Here is a 17,984-nt window from a genome sequence, read left to right as displayed (position 1 = left end):
GATGCGGAGCGGGCCTCGTCGTCGACGGCCCCGGGACCGGTCCCCTCCGACCGGTCCCGGCGTCGCGTCAGGCCGCCTCGTGCCGGCGGCGGACCAGCGTCACGGCGGTGACGGCACCCGCACCCACGACCAGCAGGCCGGCACCGGCCCACAGGAGCGGCGCGGTGTTGCTGCCGGTGGCGGAGAGCACCTGGCCGGAGACCGGGTTGGACGCGAGGACGGCCTCACCCGGAGGATTCGTCGCGCAGTTCGGGCTCGACGGCGGGTAGGCGACCGTCGTCGTCAACTCCGGGTTGACCGCGAAGTTCACGCTCACCGACGGGCGGACCCAGTCGAACTCGTCGCCCTCGACCCACGAGCCGTCGGACAGCTGGCGCCAGCCCGGCCAGTCCGCACCCTTGCCGTCGGGGCCGACCACGGCACCCGGCCACAGCACCGTCCCGGACAGCGGGAGGTCGGCCTGGACGACGTCAGGACCCGTCGGGTTGACCCACGTGATCGTCACGGTGGTGTTCGGCGTGCCGTTCGGGACGACCGCGTACCGGAGCTTCGGGACGTCGTTGTCGCAGATCGGCGTCAGCACCGAGACCGTGAGGTCGCACGGCAGCGGCGCGCCGTACTCGTCGGTGTCGCCCAGGCAGCCGTACTGCCCGGCGGTCGGCTGCGGCGACGGGGACACCGCCGCCTGGGCCACGGCCGGGACGCCCAGGGCGGCGACCGCCACCAGCAGCGCGGTGGCACATGCCCGGATGACCTTGCTCATGACCTTGCTCCCTCGATGGGCAGAACTGGACAATTCGTCCCTATCCTCCCCTGGCGGTTGCCCCTGCACACAGCGGCGGATCGGGTGATATCGGACATTCACCCGGTCGCGCGGCGGCTCGGCGGTGAGGGTCACCCCGGCGGGTGATCGCGGTGGTCAGTCGCCCGTCGCGGGGCAGGTCGCGGCCACGCGACCGGGGCTCGTCAGGCTCGGCGTCGTCCACACGTCGAGGCGCCCGTCACGGACGGGGACGTCGAACCGGTAGGTCGCCCGCGCGCCCGGGTCCAGGCGCGAGCCGGCCACCGTCACGGGCCGGCCGGCGACCGTCGCGGACTTGCCGCCGACGACCCCCTCGTCGGTCCGCAACCCCTGGGGTGCCGCGTCCACCGGCCCGTACAGCGTGATGCTCGTCGCGAGCGAGCCGACGGGCACCGCCCCGCTCGTCCCGGTGACGTTCTCGGGGAACGTCGCGACGTCGGCGGGCGGGTCGTACGCGAGGTCCAGGCGGACCGTCGCCGACGGGTCCGGGCCCGTGCAGCGCAGGTCCTCGACCGTGACCGTCGGGCGCAGGTAGTAGTCGAGCTTGCCGGCCGTGCCGTCGTTGAGGAACACGCCGGCCGCGTCGTCGAAGGGGCCCGTCAGGAACGCGCCGCCGATCGTCGTCGCGACCAGCTGCTCCTGCTCCGCGGGGTGCGCCGACCACACGCGGATGCGTCCCTCGTCGCCCGCGTCCGCCGCGGCCTCGACGAGCCCGCGCACGTCACCGCCGCCCGCGCCGAGCGCGCCGAAGATCGTGGACGCGACGTCGGCGAAGAACGCGTCGGCGGCCTGCAGGTCCGGGTAGCGCAGGTACGCGTCGTGCAGCAGCGTCGCGAGCAGGGTGTCGGCGTCGAGCGCGGTGCCGCCGGGCTCCGTCACCGGTCCGACCTCCCGCAGCAGGGCCGCGACCGCCACCGGGTCCGTCGCGACGACGCCGTCGACCTGGCCGCCCACGTCCCGCTGCCAGCGCGCGACGAGCAGCTCCGCCGACCGTGGGAAGTCGGGCGTCATGACCGCGTTCTGCACGTACCGGCCCAGGCCCGTGCCCGCGACCGCGAGCTCCTCGTCGGACAGCGGCAGGACCGGGTCGGGCAGGCCCTTGAGCTGGTCGGTGCTGCGCTGGTCGACGAGCGACAGCGCCCCGTCGTCGGCGCGCACCACCGCGAGGCTGCCGACGATCCCGCCCGCCGTGCGGAGCTCCGCGCTGTTGAGCGCCGCGACGAGGTAGGTGCGCGGCCCGTCGGACCCGAGCATCGGGGGCAGCAGCGTCGCCGCCTGTGCACCGGCGTCGAGCGCGCCCGCGACCTGCGCGAGGCCGTCGCGCGCCTGCTCGACCGGGCTCACGAGCGGCCCCACGAGGTCGGTGGTGTCGATGCCCGCGACGTCCGCGGACGCCCGGCGCGCGACCGCGGCCGCGTCGACCAGCTCGGGCGCGGCGGCGACGAACGGCTCGAGGTCGATGCGGCCGTCGGCACCGCGGATGCTCGTGCCGTCGCCCAGCAGGTCCGTGACCGTCGTCGCCGCCGGCAGCGCGCCCGTCGAGACGTCGTCCAGGGCGGCGGCCACGGTGCTCACCGCCGCGAGCTGCGGGCCGATCCGCGGGACGTGCTCCGCGAGCCGCCAGACCGGGTCCGACGACGACGCGTGCGCGCGCTCCGTGGCGTCCTGGATCCGCGGGAGCGCCGCGTCGAGGGCCTGCGTGTCGCCGTCCTCGAGCGCCTGCTGCACGTCCGCGACCGCACCCTTGGCGTCCGTCAGCGCTTTCACGGTCTGGACCCCGCGGAACGCCAGCCAACCTGCGACGAGCAGCGTCACCGCGAGCAGCACGACGAGCACGACCACGACCCGACCGGTGACACGACGCCGGCGCGCGCGGCGGTCGGCGGCGGACGAGGGCGCGTCCAGGTCGTCCCCGGTCTGCGCGGCGGGCGGCTCGGCGGCGGCAGCGCCGTCCGGCGCATCGGCGCCGACGTCGGCCGAGGTCCCCTCCGGACCCGGGCCTGGGGCGCCGACGTGCGTGCTCACCGGCCGATCGTGACATGCCGGACGAACCGCCCGACACGGGCGGCCGCCGGATTCACCCGGCCGCCCGTGCGGCGCGCGTCAGGCGACGGAGCGGCGGTTGCTCGCCTGGTCGGCGCCGAGGCGCAGCGCGGTCTCGGAGCGCGGCGTCGGCACCTCGTCGACGGGCTCGGGGTGCAGCACCTGCAGGTGCGGGCGCGCTCGCAGCCGGTAGCGCACCTGGACGTGCCAGGCGCGCCGCGCCCACAGCGCCGCACCGGTCGCGACGAGCAGCGCGGTGATCGACCCGATGCCGACCGACCAGCGCGGGCCGAACGTCTCGCCGATCCAGCCGACGATCGGGGAGCCGACGGGCGTCGCGCCGAGGAACACCATCATGTAGAGCGCCATGACGCGGCCACGCACGGCCGGGTCGGTGCTGAGCTGGATGGTCGCGTTGGCGGCGGTCATCATCGTGAGCGACGCGAGGCCGACCGGGATCGCCGAGATCGCGTACGTCAGGTAGGTCGGCATGAGGGCCATGACGCCCGTCGCGATGCCGAACCCGAACGCGGCGCCGATCACGAGCCGCACGCGCGGCCGCTCCCGACGGGCCGCGAGCAGCGCGCCCGTGAGCGAGCCGATCGCCAGGACGGAGCCGAGGATGCCGTACTCCCCCGCGCCCCGGCCGAACTCGGTGCGCGCCATCATCGCGGACGTCATCTGGAAGTTGAGGCCGAACGTCGAGATCACGCAGACGACGACCATGATGACGAGGATGTCGCTGCGGCCCCGCACGTAGCGGATGCCCTCGCGGATCTGCCCCTTGGCCCGCGGCGCGGTCGGCATGGGGCGCAGCTCGCTCTGGCGCATGCGGGTCAGCGAGAAGATCGTCGCGGCGAACGTCACCGCGTTGATGACGAACACCCAACCGGTGCCGACGAACGCGATGAGCAGGCCGGCCACACCGGGGCCGATGAGGCGCGCGGCGTTGAACGACGCGCTGTTGAGGCCGACGGCGTTCGAGAGCTGGCTCGTCGGGACGAGCTCGGCGACGAACGTCTGGCGGACCGGCCCGTCGATCGCCGCCACGACGCCCAGCAGGCCGGCGAAGACGTACACGTGCCAGAGCTCCGCGTGCCCGGACAGCACGAGCGCACCGAGGCCGGCCGCGAGCACGCCCTGGCCGACCTGGGTCGCGATGAGGAGCTTGCGGCGGTCGACGCGGTCGGCGAGCAGGCCCGCCCAGGCGGACAGGACCAGCACGGGCGCGAACTGCAGGGCCGTGGTGATGCCGACGGCGACGCCGGACTCGTCGGACAGCTGGGTCAGGACCAGCCAGTCCTGGGCGACGCGCTGCATCCAGGTGCCCACGTTCGCCACCAGGGCCCCCGCGAACCACAACCGGTAGTTGCGGTGCTGGAGCGAGGAGAACGTGGGACTCATGAGGCGGCGATCCTCCGCAGGAGCTCGGCGGCGTCGGCGAGGAGCTGGCGCTCCTCCTTGGTCATGCCCTTGAGGCGTTCGGTCAGCCAGGCGTCGCGGCGGCGTCGCGTCTCGACGACCTCGGCCTTGCCGGCCTCGGTCAGGGTGACGACGACCTGGCGGCCGTCGGTCGGGTGCTCAGCCTTCGCCACGAGGCCCAGCTCGACGAGCGAATTGACGGTGCGGGTCATGCTCGGCGGCTGGATGCGCTCCGCCTCGGCGAGCTGGCCCGGCGTCATGGGGCCGTCCTTCGCGAGCCACGCGAGCACCGTGAACTGGGGGTCCGTCAGGCCCTGGGCGCCGCGCTCGGCACGGATGCGCCGCGACGCCCGACCGACGGCGATGCGGAGCTCTCCGGCGAGAGCGGGGGCGGTGGGCATGATGATTACTCTAACTCATTACCTTGCGTAACGAGTGGTGGCGTCGGGCACGTTCGCGGAGGACGAACGGGGACGACGCGGGACGAGCCGGGCAGGTCAGCCCAGGAAGACCTGCGAGCAGGTGAGGGTCTCGTCGGCCTCGCGCGCGCACGCGATCCCCACGGACGTCAGCTCCGGGTCGAGGAGGTTCGCCCGGTGGCCCGGGGACGCCAGCCACGCGTCGACGACGTCCTGCGCGGGCGCCGCACCCCGGCTCAGGTTCTCCGCCGCGACCGACACCGCGCACGCCGCCATGACGTCGTCCATCGGGGCGTGCGTGAGCTCCGCGGCGCCGACCAGCGCGTCCGCGCGCGCGGCGGCCTGCTCCGCGGCGCACTCGGACCAGGCGAGCGTCGGCAGGCCCTCGTCCGCCCGGGCCGCGTTCGTCCCCGTGACGAGGCGCTGCGCGTACGCACCCGGCTCTTCGTCGGCCGACCACGGCGCTGCCGGATCGACCGACGCCGCGGGCGGTGACGGCGGCGTCGAGGTCGTCTGCTGCGATGCTGCGGTCCCGCCGTCCGGGCGCGTCGCGAACCACGCCACCACCGTCACGACCGCCAGCAGCAGACCGACGGCGACGAGCACCCAGCCCCACCGCGCCGACGACGCCGCAGGCACGGGCGCGGGCCGGTCGTCGGACCCACCCGGCGCCCCACCCGTCGTCGGACCACCCGTCACCGGGTCACCGTAACGGCCACGCGGGCCGCCGGACCGTCAGGGGCGGCCGAGCGCCCGGTACGTCCACCCCGCCGCACGCCAGCGCGCCGGGTCCAGCACGTTGCGGCCGTCGAGGATGCGCTTGTGCGCGACCACCGTCGCCAGCTCGTCCGGGTCCAGGTCCCGGTACTCCTGCCACTCCGTCGCCAGCAGCACGACGTCCGCGTCGACCGCCGCCTCGAGCGCCGTCGCCGCGAACTTCATCTCCGGCCACTTCGCCTGCGCGTTGCCGATCGCCTCCGGGTCCGTCAGCGTCACGTGCGCACCCTGCAGCTGCATCTGCGCCGCGACCGACAGCGCCGGCGAGTCGCGCACGTCGTCGCTGTCCGGCTTGAACGACGCCCCCAGCACCGCGACCCGGCGCCCCACGATCGAGCCGTGGCACACCTCGCGCGCCAGGTCCACCACGCGCACGCGCCGGCGCATGTTGATCGAGTCGACCTCGCGCAGGAACGTCAGCGCGTCGCTCACGCCCAGCTCCCCCGCACGCGCCATGAACGCCCGGATGTCCTTCGGCAGGCACCCGCCGCCGAAGCCCAGGCCCGCGTTGAGGAAGCGCCGGCCGATGCGCGCGTCGTACCCGATCGCGTCCGCCAGACGCGTCACGTCCGCACCCGTCGCCTCGCACAGCTCCGCCATCGCGTTGATGAACGAGATCTTCGTCGCCAGGAACGAGTTCGCCGCGACCTTCACCAGCTGCGCCGTCGCGTAGTCCGTCACCACCAGCGGCGTGCGGTCCGCGAGCGGCGTCGCGTACACCTCGTCGAGCAGCGCCTTCGCCGCGTCACCCTCCGCCGTCGGCACGCCCTCGTCGTCCGTCGGCAGGCCGTAGACGAGCCGGTCCGGGTGCAGCGTGTCCTTCACCGCGAAGCCCTCGCGCAGGAACTCCGGGTTCCACACGAGCGTCGCGCCCGTGCCGTTGAGTCGGTCCGCGAGATTCTCCGCCGTGCCGACGGGGACCGTCGACTTGCCCGCCACGACGTCGCCCTGGGCCAGGTGCGGCTTCAGCGCCTCGAACGCCGACTCCACGTACGACAGGTCCGCCCGGAACTCGCCGTGCACCTGCGGCGTCCCCACGCACAGGAAGTGCACCTGCGCGCCCGCCGCGTCCGCCATGTCCGTGCTGAACGACAGCCGGCCCGTCGCCTTCGTCTCCTTCAGCAGCTCCGGCAGGCCCGGCTCGAAGAACGGCGCCTCGCCCGCCTCCAGCGCGGCGACCTTCCGCGGGTCGACGTCGATGCCGATGACCTCGTGGCCGAGCTTGGCCATGCAGGCCGCGTGGACGGCACCGAGGTAGCCGCAGCCGATGACGGAGATGCGCATGGGTGTCCCCCTGGAAAGACGACGGTGTGTCACGCCACGCTAGCCTCCGGAACCCGCGCGGTCGCCGAGCAGACGGGTGGAAATGTCGCATTCGCGGGTGAATCATCGCCGTGGGGCAAGGTCACCGGCTCGCTCCCGGCGTGGCCACGGTACGCGCGGGTCGGTCGCTCGTCGAAGGAGGGGGCATGCGCGACCGCACGGATGCGGCTTGGGAGGCGTACGGGCGGGACGACCCGTACTTCGGGGTCTTGAGCGACCCGCGGTTCCATCGGGGCAGCCTCACAGCCGACGCGATGGACGACTTCTTCGCCTCGGGGGACCGTCACGTCGCCACGGTGCTGAAGTCCGTGAACGAGCTCAGCGGGGGACAGCCGTCGACGGGTCGGGCGCTCGACTTCGGCTGCGGTGTCGGGCGAGTTCTGATCCCGCTCGCCGAGCACTACGAACGCGTCACGGGGGTGGACGTCTCGGCGTCGATGCTCACGGAGGCCGCGGAGAACTGCGCACGCGCGGGGGTCAGGAATGTCGACTTCGTGCTGTCCGACGGTGAGGGCCTGCCGTTCGACGACTCGTACGACCTTGTGCACTCGACGATGGTGCTGCAGCACATCCGCACCCGGCGCGGCCTGCAGATCATCGACGGGCTGCTAGCTCGGCTCGCAGGCGGAGGCGTGGCAGTGCTGCAGTTCCCCCTGCCGGTCCCGTCGGCACGCCGCCTCGAGCAGTTCGCGCGAGCCTGGGTCCCACCGCTCAACGGCGTCGCCAACCTGGCCAGACGACGCCCCTGGAGCACGCCGCTGATGGAGATGCACGGCTACTCGCTCGACCGCCTCGTCGCGCTGCTCCACGGACGAGGGATCGACAAGTCGATGCTCGAGCGCGTCCGCCACGGTGATTTCCCGGGGGTCATCCTCGTCTGTCGTCGGCCTCGCCGCGCGGGCGTCGAAGCGTCTGGCTCTTGATCTGGGCAAGTATCGCCGCAAGCTCGTGAGGGGATGATCCGGCGAAGTCGACATCCGCGAGCCTCTGCCTCGTCGTCTCGTCGAGCCGTGTGCGGATCACCCGAGCGGGATTTCCGACGGCAACAGCGTAGTCCGGCACGTCTCGTGTCAGGACGGCCCCGGCACCGACCACGGCGCCGCGCCCGATCCGCCTGCAGCCCGGCAGGATCACGGCCCCGGCCCCGATCCATACGTCGTCGCCGATCACGCAGGGCGTGCGCTCGACGTCACGTTCGGCACCGACCAAGCCGAGCGCGGGATTGTAGAAGTACGGGTGGAGCGTCAGGTCGTCGAGAGGGTGGGCGGCACCGAAGCGGCGCACGCCGGGGCCGACGGAGACGTAGGCGCCGATCGTTGTGCCGACGTCGGCAGCTCCCGGCTCCAGCAGGGATCCATAGCTGTACGGCCCGACGACGACGCCGTACCGCTCACGAAGGAGCCGGCGCAGACTGCCCGACGTCATCTGGCCCCCCTCAAGGCGTACGGCGAGCGCGAGGATCTGCCGACGCCATGGACCGGCCGGGCCGTAGAACCGCACGAGGAGGCGCGCGAGCACCGAGGACCTCATCATCTGGCGACACGCTCCACCGAAGAACCTGGTCGACTGCTCACGGCCGGATCGCACGCCAGGGCCAACCGGTTCTGCGCAACCGCCGCACCGAAGAGAATCCAGTACATGACGAACGGCGTCTTCCCGTAGAACGCGGAGTTGACGAATGCCGCGCCCATGAACTGGAAGATGGTGAAGGCGAGAAGTCCGAGCGCCAGGCTGCTGCCCGGTCCACGGCGGACCGCGAGCCGACACAGCGTCGCGGCAGCCGTGACGACTACGGCCAGGTGGGCCGTCATGCCGAGGAGACCTGTCTCTGCGAGCCGTGCCCAGAACGCGCCGTCGGTGATGCTGATCCCGTACTCGGAGAGCGTCGAGAACTGCGCCTGGCTCGCTACGCCGGTCCCGATCCACGGGTTCGCCGAGAACTGCTGGATGCCGAGTGTCACGTCCATCGCGTGCGCCGCGTTTGAACCCTGGACAGAGGCGTTCTGCCCCAAGAACAGCTCACGATAGGCGAACGACGACTCGATCGCGGCGCGCAGCGGTGTCGCGAACGCTACGAGGACGCCGAGCGCAAGGCCGACAGCGAGAGCGAGTGCACGTAGCGACGCGCGCAGCACGTCTCGCCTCGTCACGACGAAGATTCCCGCCAGGACGACGACGGACCCCGCCATGGCGGCGCGCGAGTACGTCAGGTAGATCGCGACCAGGAGCAGGCCGACCACCGCGAGCAGGAAACGTCCCCGACGTTCGAGCCACCGCGCCCACGTCACCGCCACCATGAGCGTGAGGTACGTCGCGTACACGATGGTGTTCCCGATTAGGCCGTTGGACCGGACGATGTCCGTGCCGTAGTAGCCGAACACGACCGCATCCTTCGGCTCCAGCAGGAAGCCGGGGAGCCTGGCCGCGAGCAGCGCCTGTGCGACGCCGAAGAGGGCGAGCACGCCTGCGAGCCCGATGGCGAGTGACGTCAACCGCTCCGCCTGCTCCTGTGATCTCAGGCAGTACGCGGTGTAGACGGCTGCAAACGCGTACAGCGCGACGTTCCGCCACGTGCTGAGCTCGGATGAGAGCGACTCGGTGCCGCCCACCATCAGTGCCAGGTAGGTGACGGCGAGCGCGACGAGGGCGACAACCCACGGATAGACCCGCGCGGTGGGTTCGTTCGCCAGCTGCAGAAGGGCGAGACCGGCCATCGCCGCGACGCAGGCGTCGACGATCACTGTGGCCAGCAGCACGCCGCCGGTGGGTGCGAGGTTGATAAAGCCCGCCAGGGAGAGTGCCGCCACTGCGATCGCCGGAAGGACCGCGGTCTGGGCCGGACCCGGGTGATCGAGCGTGTGTACGGAAGTCATCGCAGCCCATCCTCCGCCTGCGGGCCGATAAGGATCCGCCGTACCGCGCCGAGGTCCGACCGGCGATACCGCACGAGCGCTGCAGGTCGCACCCTGAGGTACGCGAGAACGATCACTGTCACCGTGGCGAATCCGAGGACCGACGCGACGGCGGCGCCGACGACCCCTGCCCTGGGGCCTAACGCCACGAGCAAGGCCAGGCCGATCGACAGCCCTGCGACCTGGGCGACAGTCATGGCGTGGCCCCGGCCTTCGGCCGCCAGCACGCTCGTGCCGACGTGCGCGCAAACGACGAGTGGCGCGGCGGCCGTCAGCACGATGCTCGCCGGCACGGCCGCCGCGAACGGCGGGCCGAACAGAAGCGGAACCAGCCATGGGCAGCAGATCGCCAGGAGCGCGCCGCTGACGACACCCAAGAGCACAGACACACGGATCACGAGCGATCGTGCTGCAGGTCGGCGCTCCTCGTCGATTCGGGCGAGGCGCGCGAACGCCGCCATCCCCACGGTCTGCGCCAGCACGAGCGGCAGGCTCCCCAAGAGCGCCGCGACGGAGTAGAGACCCGCCCCATGGGCGCCGATGACGAGGACCATCACCGCTTGGTCCGCTCTGCTGGTCGCCACCTCCGCAGCCTGCGATCCCGCATAGGGGAGGCCGTCGCGCACGATCGCGCTGAGTTCGAGCCTGTCACCGCGCAGAGGTACATGCACGAGCGCTCGACCGATCACGCTCGCGACGACGAGGGAGGCGGAGTACGCGCCGATCACCCAGACCAACGACAGCTCGCCAGAGACCCAGCCGACGACCACCGCGAGCGCGTAAGACAACGGCTGCGCCGACTGCAGAGCGGCGATACCTCGGAAGTCGGAACGGGCGACGAGCACGCTCTGGTCGTTCAGCACCTGGACGAAGGCCGGCACGGTCGCCATGGCCAGGACGAACACCGTCACCTCGACGGCGCCGGTATCAGGAAGGACCAGCGGCGAGAGCGCCGCGCCGATCCCTGCAGACGGCAGCACGAGCACCATGCTCCAGCGCCGGCCCGCACGCAGCGACTCACTCTCCGTCCCGTGCGCCGCCGCGCGCCGGACGGCCATGGGGACACCGAGACCGAGCACGACCGGGGCGATGGCGAGGACCGCCACGGCGGCGGCCGCGAGGCCTCGGTCGCTCGGACCGAGCTGCCGTGCGATGACCGGCGCCACCAGCAACCCGGACAGCAGAACGGGGAGGCGTGAGGCGACGACCACTGCCGGCGACCGGACGAGCGCACCGGCGCGAGCGCGCCAGGTCGGCACGTACCTCATGCCCGCGTCCTCGCGGCGGCGTCCTGACGCCCTGCTCGCGCACGGCGGTAGGAGCCCCAGCCGTCGTACACAGCGCGCAGCGGGTCTCGGAGCGACCAGCGCAGCAGACCATAGCCGCGGTAGCGGGGCACCTGCCGGCCCGCGAGCCGCGCGCCGACGAGCCGGCCCAGAAGGGTGACCCGACGTCGCACCTGGTAGGGCTGCATCTGCGACACGGAGGCCGGGTCGACCGGGTCGAGCGCCACCACGCCGGCCGCCTCCGCCGCTCGCAGGACCTCGGCGCCGCGAGGCGTCCGGGCGATGACGACGCTGCGCCCGTCCGCCTCGTCGAATCGCGGGTAGCCGCGCTCGTCCGCGTCCCAGTAGTCGCCCGCGACGATGTCCGCGTCCTCGCCGACGCCGTCCACGCAGATCTTGCACCGCCACTGCAGTCGGCGGCCGAGGACGTCGCCCCAGGACTTCTCATACGACATCTCGCCGCTGGCGCCGTGCGCGTCCTCGGCGGTGAACCTCCCGGGCCAGCCGTCACCGCGGTAGCGCAAAGACCGCAGGGGCGCGTTCGCGTCCAGACCCAGCTCGCCGACGAGCTGGGCCGTGGCCCCCTGGCTCGGGACGCCCGCGCAGAAGAAGGACATGAGGATCGGCTGCTCGTCGACGTCCCGGAGCCGGCGCCGGATCGCGGAGACCTCGCACGGCTTCCCGGTGACGACGGAGTCGGCGTCATACGCAGATGGCTCCCCGGCGACGGACACCGGCGCGTAGCGCGAGCCCGCGAGGAGCGCCGCGCTGCCCGGGTTATGCGCGACGACCGAGACGCTGCGGGCGGCGTCCCGGGCGTCTGCCCCGACTCCGACCGACCGGACCGCGCGCCCGTCGGCGAGGAGCCACGCCGAGAGCGCGGTGAGGATCCCGCCGCTGCTCCCCGACCGCCGCAGCGCCGGGTCGGTCGCCCACCCCTGCCACACGCCGAAGGAGCGCCCGACGACCACGTCCCCGCCCGGTCGCCGAGGTGCGTCGAGCGCTGCACCGGGGCAGAAGGTGTCGAGTCGCGGGGCCGGGCCGGTGGGCGCCGCGTCCACCTCCGTGATCTCCGGGCGCGCATAGCCGTCGGCGCTCCGCGTCATCCGCACGTCGTCGAACGCCGCGGCGCAGCCGCCGCAGCCTGAGCAGTTGTCGCCACCCACCACGGCCAGCAGGACGCGACGTGAGCCGGGATCAATCCTCGTCATCGGGCACCTGCGCGTTCGTCCGCGATCCGCCTGAGCTCCTCGCGCACCACGTCGAGCCGGGCCCCCGCGATGGAAGGGACGCGAGCGGCGGTCTCTGACAGGGCGGGGTCGTCGACGTACCGCATGATGGCGCGCGCCCACTCGTCCGGTTCGCCGGGGTGCGACACAGCGGTCCAGTCGAGCGACTCCAGGAGCGGCTGGAACTTCCGCGAGTACGCGACGGCGACCCCGGGTGTCCCGACGGACAGCGCGTTCAGGCAGGCGTGCATCCGCGCGCCGATCACCAGCCGGGCGCCAGCGACTGCCGAACGAGCGTCGTCGAGGTCACGAGGCACCACGACGTCCAGGTCGAGGCCTGTCGCAGCCCGCACGTCGTCGAGGACTCGTACGTCGTTGTCGGCGCCGTCGTTGTCGAGGACGTGCGCGAACAGGGACACCGAGCGTCCGCTGCCGTGGAGCATGTCCACCAGAGTCGTCATCGCCGCTGCGTAGCGCCCGTCGGCACTGGTGAGGGCACCGCTCCACAGCAGGCCCGACACGTTGAGCAGGACGTCTCGCGCCGGGCCAGGAGCGGGATGCGGCAATGCGAAGACGACGTCCGTACTCTCGACCGCATGGCGCCGCAGGTCCCGGACGGCAGCCGCCGTGCTGACCGGGTCGCGCGACACGACGGACCGGACGGTCCCGAGCCCTCGACGCGCGACGACACCACTGACTCGACGACGGAACGGTCCGTAGGTCTGGGGCATCAGGACGACCGGGATGCGGCGACGAGCAGCCGCACGGCGGACGTAGGTGAGGATCCAGAGCCGCCCGAGGCCGTACAGGTCGGTGAAGCTGTCCCCCGCCCCGGTGTCGAGGACGAGGTCCACCCCGTTGAGGATGCGCGCGACCGGGTCGTCGCTCCGGCGCATGTCCGCGAGTATGGCCTCCCGGTCTAGGGCGACGCCGTCGGCGTTGGCCTTGAAGTCCTGCAGCACGACTTCGGCGTCTGGGAAGGCCTGCTCGGCCAGCGTTCGAGAACCTTCCGCGAGTGCGCGCACTCCGAGGTTCGGCGAACGGTCGTCTGCCCACAGCACAAGAATCCGCATCAGCGCGTCAGGTCTCCTTCTCGTCGGCGGGCGCCCGCGCCCGCCCTCGTCAGGTGCGCCCGCCAACCGCTCGCGGTGCCCCTCAGAACCTCGCGCACCGCGGTCAGGTCCCTGTCGGCGAGGCGCCGACCGATCCGCAGAGCCGTTCGCACGACGATGCCGACGTACGCCGCCCCGCCTCGGCTCAGGGCGTACCGCACGGACCCGCTCGCCTGGTACCGCGAGATCGACGAGCCAGCACGACCGTGCGAGACGGACCGCTCGTGGACGATCCGGGCCGTCGTGACGAGTCGCAGCTCACGGCCGGCGGCAGTGACCCGGAGCGAGTGGTCGACGTCCTCCCAGTACATGAAGTACGACTCGTCCAGCAGGCCGACAGTCTGGAGCGTGGACCGGTCGACGAGCACGCAGGCCCAGGAGAGGAACTCCACGTCCCGGCCCGCCGCCGCAGCTGTGTCGTCGACCCGGAGCGTCCATGGCTCGACCCGCCCGCCAGCGCCCTGGAGGCCACCGTCGACGTCGAGGAGCAGGGGCGCGGCGACGCCGCGCAGCGGTCGCCTCGCCACGTCCTCGAAGAGCGGCAGGAGCCCGCCGCGCTCGTAGCGCAGGTCGTTGTTGAGCACGAGCGCGTGCTCAAGACCGTGTGACAGCACCCATGCAAGCCCCGGGTTGACCCCTGCGGCGAAGCCGACGTTGTCGTCGCGGGCGAGGACGGTGACCGCGGCAGCCCCGGCGTCGTCCAGCGCGGAACGGAGGCTGCCGTCGGACTCGTTGTCGCTCACCACGACATGCTCGGGGCAGAAGTCCGCAAGAAGGGAGCGGACGAGCACGACCGTCCGAGCAGCGTCCTTCCAGTTGAGCACGACGACGCCGGTCGAGCGCATCACCGCGTCCGCCGTCGTCGCGACGCCGCTCATGCGTGAAGCCTGTCGACGACCTCACGGACGGCGTCCGCGGTCCGCTGCCAGGTCCAGGAGCTCGACCGGGCCACGAGCGCCTCCCGGTGCGCGGGACCGACATCGCACGCTGCGACCACCGCATCTGCGAACTCGTCCGCGTCGTTCGACGAGCGGAACCCGAGATCGCCGACACTTTCGGCGACCGCCTCTGCGACGAATGCGGTCGCTGTGCCCACCGCCATCGCCTCCAAGGGCGGAAGGCCGAACCCCTCGTACGTTGACGGCATCGCGAGACAGTCCGCGTCGAGGTAGAGGCCGCGCAACGTCGCGTCGTCGACCCCGTTCCGGACCTCTACCTGCTCCATCTCAAGGCCGTGCTCCGCTGCTTGCGCGGCGACGTCGCATCCGGCCACACCGACGACGGTGAGCCTGACGGAGTCCCCGATGCGCGCGCACGCGCCGAGCAGCAGCCCGAGGTTCTTGTGCGGTTTGGCGTTCCCGACGTAGAGCACCCGTCGGGTCGACTCGCGGTCCGCCGTGACCTGCCGGGCCAGCTCGGCCGCCGTGGCCCGTTCGACTGAACAGCCCACGCCGACGTTCACGACATCGTCGATCGGCAGGCCCGACCACTCTGCGACCCGACGGCGAGAGAACTCGGAGACCGTCAGGACGGTGCCCGCCCTCCGCACGGCAGGACGGACCACCATCCGGTAGTAAGCGCTCTTTGCCGCCGAGCGTTCTTCGGAGACCTCCAGGTGGATGAGGTCATGAACCGTCAAGAGCTGCCGGTAGCGACCCGGTGCACCAGCGTTGTAGCCGGGCGACCAGAAGACGTCGGCGCCATGGCGGCGCGCGGCGGACCGGATCGTCCCTGGGTCCCGCAGCGTCGCAGGACGGACCTCGGAGCGGAGGGTCGCGTCGACGGGCACGCGGTCGACGACCTCGGTCGCGAACCGGCCGATCCCGTGGCGGCCTGTCCACCGACCGTCAACGAGCAGCACGCCGGGCCTCGTCGTGCGCCGAGGGCGTCGGCGCGTCAGTGACGAAGTGCGCGACGTGGCGTTGCACGTCGCGGACGAAGCGGCTCCGGTCGAACTCCCAGGCGCGCGCGACGGAGGCACGCCCGGCAGCGCTCTCGCACCAGCCCACCGCGTCGGCGAGCGCACGCTCGTCCCGGAAGTCGACGTGGACGCCCGTGACGCCGTCCACGACGGACTCAACCGCTCCGCCGGTGCGCCCGACGACCACCCGGGCGCCTGCTGCCATCGCCTCGACCGGCATGATCCCGAAGTCTTCGACCGCGGGGAACACGTATGCGGCGCAGCGCTGGAACAGCGAGTAGAGCATCGGGCTGGACGGGGCGCCCACGAATGTCACCGGCACGGTGGCCCTCTCGGCGACGGCGCGCAGCCGGTCGAGCTCGGGGCCCTCGCCGGCGATCACGACGGGCACGCCGGCCGCGTCGCCTGCGGCGATCACGAGGTCAAGCCGCTTGTACGGCACCATCCGGGAGGCACCGAGCACGAATCGAGCCGGCAAGTCGTCGAGCACCCGGGTCTCGGTCCCCGTCAGGTCAGCGGTCCAGTCAGCCCTCTCGGCGATGCGTGCGACCTCGACGGGTGGATAGATCACAGACACGTCCTCGCGGTGCCAGGACCGCGCCACACGCTCGCGCACGAAGTGACTGTTCGCGACGATCGCGTCGGCCTCGGCCGCACGCCGCCGGTCGAGCGCCCGTAGCGGACCGGCCGCGCCCCGGGCGACCACCGAGCGTCCACGCTCGTCCAGGTCCGGTTCCCAGAGGTATCGGGCGGGGCTGTGCACGTAGACGAGCTTGGCGAAGTCATCCGGCTGGTCGCGGAACGACACGTGGTGGGCGAACGCGTGCGAGCTGACGAGCGCCCAGTCGTACTCCCCGCGGCGACGGCGCCAGGTGGCGGGCATCGCAGCGAGAGCCAGAGCCTTGCGGTGTCGGAGAGGCGTTCGGGCGAGCCACGTCTCGTCGAGACGACGGCCGGGGTAGCGCCCGGGGACGTCGTTCCACAGGCACAGCAGGTCGGCGTCGGGGAACGCGTCCACCATCGCGTCGAAGACGTTCTCCGACCCGCCCGTGCGCGCGAGCCACTCGTGGACGAGCACCCCGCCCATCAGTACGCCCCGCTCCGCGAGACGACGACCTTGACGGTGCGGGCAAGGATCAGCAGGTCGGTGAACAGCGTCCAGTTCTCGACGTAGGAGACGTCGGCACGCAGGCCGGCCTCGGGCGTGAGGTCGGATCGGCCGGAGACCTGCCACAGGCCGGTGAGCCCGGGCTTGACGAGGAGACGGCGGTGCGCGGCCCGGTCGTACTGCGCGACCTCCTCGGCGATCTGCGGTCGCGGGCCGACGAGGCTCATCTCGCCGCGCAGGACGTTGAAGAGCTGCGGCAGCTCGTCGAGGGAGAAGCGGCGCAGCACCCGCCCGACGCGCGTGACGCGAGGGTCGTTCTTCGGCTTGTAGAACAGCGCGATGCCGGTGACACCCTCGGCGGCGAGGACGTCGGACAGGCGCTCGTGCGCGTCGGCGACCATCGACCGGAACTTGAGCATCCGGAACCGCCGGCCGTCCTTGCCGATGCGCTCCTGCGCATACAGGACGGGACCGCGGCTGGTCGTCGCGACGAGCACGGCGAGGACGAGCAGCAACGGCGAGAGGACGACGACGAGCGCGGCGGCGGCGACCCAGTCGAACACCGTCTTGGCGACGTACTTCGCGCCGGTGAACCGGGGCTCGTCGACGTACATCAACGGCAGGCCGGAGACGGGCTGCATGGTGACGCGCGGACCGGCGACGTCGACGAGGGACAGCGTGAGCGCGAGGTCGACGTGCGACCCCTCGAGGTCCCACCCGAGCTGCCGGACGGCCTCGGAGGTGATCGCGTCGGACCCGGTGACGGCGACGGCGGACGCGCGGCTCGCGACGGCGACGCGCGCGGCGTCGTCGAGCGAGCCGAGGACGGGGACGCCGGCGACGGTGTCGCCGGAGGTGACCTCGCCGGCGGGGACGCACACGCCGATGACGGAGTAGCCGGCGCGGGGGCTGCGGTGCAGCTCCTCGATGAGCCGCGCGACCTTCTGCCGGTGGCCGATGACGAGGACGCCGGACTGCATGCGGCCGGCGTCGCGGCGGCGGTGCAGCCACTGCCGCCAGCCGTACCGGCCGGCGAGGATCAGCGCGAGTCCGAGGGGCGCGGCGACGGCGAGGTAGCCGCGGCCGATGTCCATCTTGAGCAGGTAGGCGACGATCGCGACGACGGCGAACAGGCGCCAGGTGGCGCCGAAGACGCGGGCGTACTCGACGGGGCCGGTGCCGATGATGCGGCGGTCGCGGGACCGGACGACGGCGAGGGCGGCGAGCCAGGCGGCGGTGAGGATCCCGGAGACGGTGAGGTAGGACGGCGAGAACTCGCCGGAGACGAGCGTGGTGCCCCCGATGTCGAACCGGACGACGTAGGCGACGCCGACGGACACCACGATCGCGAAGGCGTCGGTGATGGTGAGCCGGGCGACGTACCAGGGCCACCAGGGCGAGGTCGCGGCCTCGGGCGCAGCGGCCGGCGCCGCTGCCGGACGGTCGTCGGCCCGGTCGGGTCCGACGGCGCGCATCTCGACCACCGTTCCCCCCGTCTGCGGTGGACTTCGCTAACCGCAGCATGCTACCTGTGGCTCGACGTTCTCGATCCGGACGAAGAATGACGAGCCGGACAACCGGGGCGACGCCGAGCGCCTTTTCCCGGGATTCCACCCGCACGCACGCGCGG

At 72.4% G+C, this 17,984-nt stretch carries 16 protein-coding genes; 1 reads left to right on the top strand and 15 read right to left on the bottom strand.

The annotated features are described in order from the left end of the window. Nucleotides 1-67: 67 nt before the first annotated feature. The 6 genes from OMK64_RS08860 to OMK64_RS08835 form a co-directional block, all read right to left on the bottom strand. Complete coding sequence (locus OMK64_RS08860; protein ID WP_272727714.1) at nt 68-763, bottom strand: peptidase; 696 nt, start codon at nt 761-763, stop codon at nt 68-70. A gap of 156 nt (nt 764-919) precedes the next feature. After that, the gene (locus OMK64_RS08855) at nt 920-2,827 is read right to left on the bottom strand and encodes a DUF4012 domain-containing protein (protein ID WP_272727713.1); all 1,908 of its coding nucleotides are present in this window, start codon (nt 2,825-2,827) and stop codon (nt 920-922) included. A 78-nt stretch (nt 2,828-2,905) separates the two neighbouring features. After that, nucleotides 2,906-4,249 (bottom strand): MFS transporter, encoded by a 1,344-nt coding sequence (locus OMK64_RS08850; RefSeq protein WP_272727712.1) that lies wholly within the window; start codon nt 4,247-4,249, stop codon nt 2,906-2,908. Continuing rightward, nucleotides 4,246-4,668: a MarR family winged helix-turn-helix transcriptional regulator gene (locus OMK64_RS08845; protein ID WP_272727711.1), complete on the bottom strand. Its 423-nt coding sequence runs from the start codon at nt 4,666-4,668 to the stop codon at nt 4,246-4,248. Before OMK64_RS08845 ends, OMK64_RS08850 begins: the two co-directional genes overlap by 4 nt. A gap of 96 nt (nt 4,669-4,764) precedes the next feature. After that, nucleotides 4,765-5,385, bottom strand: coding sequence for a CAP domain-containing protein (locus OMK64_RS08840; protein WP_272727710.1), 621 nt, complete (start codon nt 5,383-5,385; stop codon nt 4,765-4,767). A gap of 36 nt (nt 5,386-5,421) precedes the next feature. After that, a complete protein-coding gene (locus OMK64_RS08835; RefSeq protein WP_272727709.1) occupies nt 5,422-6,747 on the bottom strand; it encodes a UDP-glucose dehydrogenase family protein in 1,326 nt (441 codons plus the stop codon). Between the two features lie 185 nt (nt 6,748-6,932). Between OMK64_RS08835 and OMK64_RS08830 the strand changes: the two genes are divergently transcribed. Then, nucleotides 6,933-7,709 carry a class I SAM-dependent methyltransferase gene (locus OMK64_RS08830; RefSeq protein ID WP_272727708.1) on the top strand — a complete coding sequence of 259 codons (777 nt, stop codon included), beginning with the start codon at nt 6,933-6,935 and terminating at the stop codon, nt 7,707-7,709. Here the strand turns inward: OMK64_RS08830 and OMK64_RS20880 are convergent. Genes OMK64_RS20880 through OMK64_RS08785 form a run of 9 tightly spaced genes read right to left on the bottom strand, consistent with a single transcriptional unit; the run spans nt 7,654 to nt 17,829 of the window. Further along, nucleotides 7,654-8,304 carry a CatB-related O-acetyltransferase gene (locus OMK64_RS20880; RefSeq protein WP_272727707.1) on the bottom strand — a complete coding sequence of 217 codons (651 nt, stop codon included), beginning with the start codon at nt 8,302-8,304 and terminating at the stop codon, nt 7,654-7,656. The genes OMK64_RS08830 and OMK64_RS20880 overlap by 56 nt on opposite strands. Nucleotides 8,305-8,315: 11 nt before the next feature. Then, nucleotides 8,316-9,659, bottom strand: a complete 1,344-nt coding sequence (locus OMK64_RS08820; RefSeq protein WP_272727706.1) for an O-antigen ligase family protein — start codon at nt 9,657-9,659, stop codon at nt 8,316-8,318. Beyond that, on the bottom strand, nt 9,656-10,966 hold the full coding sequence (locus OMK64_RS08815; RefSeq protein WP_272727705.1) for a lipopolysaccharide biosynthesis protein: 1,311 nt from the start codon (nt 10,964-10,966) through the stop codon (nt 9,656-9,658). Before OMK64_RS08815 ends, OMK64_RS08820 begins: the two co-directional genes overlap by 4 nt. Further along, the gene (locus OMK64_RS08810) at nt 10,963-12,195 is read right to left on the bottom strand and encodes a Coenzyme F420 hydrogenase/dehydrogenase, beta subunit C-terminal domain (protein WP_272727704.1); all 1,233 of its coding nucleotides are present in this window, start codon (nt 12,193-12,195) and stop codon (nt 10,963-10,965) included. The genes OMK64_RS08815 and OMK64_RS08810 overlap by 4 nt, the downstream gene beginning before the upstream one ends. Then, nucleotides 12,192-13,286 carry a polysaccharide pyruvyl transferase family protein gene (locus tag OMK64_RS08805; protein ID WP_272727703.1) on the bottom strand — a complete coding sequence of 365 codons (1,095 nt, stop codon included), beginning with the start codon at nt 13,284-13,286 and terminating at the stop codon, nt 12,192-12,194. The genes OMK64_RS08810 and OMK64_RS08805 overlap by 4 nt, the downstream gene beginning before the upstream one ends. Further along, a complete protein-coding gene (locus tag OMK64_RS08800) occupies nt 13,286-14,203 on the bottom strand; it encodes a glycosyltransferase family protein (RefSeq protein ID WP_272727702.1) in 918 nt (305 codons plus the stop codon). Before OMK64_RS08800 ends, OMK64_RS08805 begins: the two co-directional genes overlap by 1 nt. Then, the gene (locus OMK64_RS08795) at nt 14,200-15,186 is read right to left on the bottom strand and encodes a glycosyltransferase family 4 protein (RefSeq protein WP_272727701.1); all 987 of its coding nucleotides are present in this window, start codon (nt 15,184-15,186) and stop codon (nt 14,200-14,202) included. Before OMK64_RS08795 ends, OMK64_RS08800 begins: the two co-directional genes overlap by 4 nt. Next, nucleotides 15,173-16,333 carry a glycosyltransferase gene (locus OMK64_RS08790; protein WP_272727700.1) on the bottom strand — a complete coding sequence of 387 codons (1,161 nt, stop codon included), beginning with the start codon at nt 16,331-16,333 and terminating at the stop codon, nt 15,173-15,175. Before OMK64_RS08790 ends, OMK64_RS08795 begins: the two co-directional genes overlap by 14 nt. Next, nucleotides 16,333-17,829, bottom strand: a complete 1,497-nt coding sequence (locus tag OMK64_RS08785) for a sugar transferase (RefSeq protein WP_272727699.1) — start codon at nt 17,827-17,829, stop codon at nt 16,333-16,335. The genes OMK64_RS08790 and OMK64_RS08785 overlap by 1 nt, the downstream gene beginning before the upstream one ends. Between the last annotated feature and the right edge of the window lie 155 nt (nt 17,830-17,984).

Origin of the sequence: Cellulomonas fimi, assembly GCF_028527925.1 — a bacterium.
In the GTDB taxonomy this organism is placed as follows: Bacteria; Actinomycetota; Actinomycetes; order Actinomycetales; family Cellulomonadaceae; genus Cellulomonas; species Cellulomonas fimi_C.
Note: the sequence above shows the minus strand (reverse complement) of the source record. Positions and strands in the feature narration are given on the sequence as shown.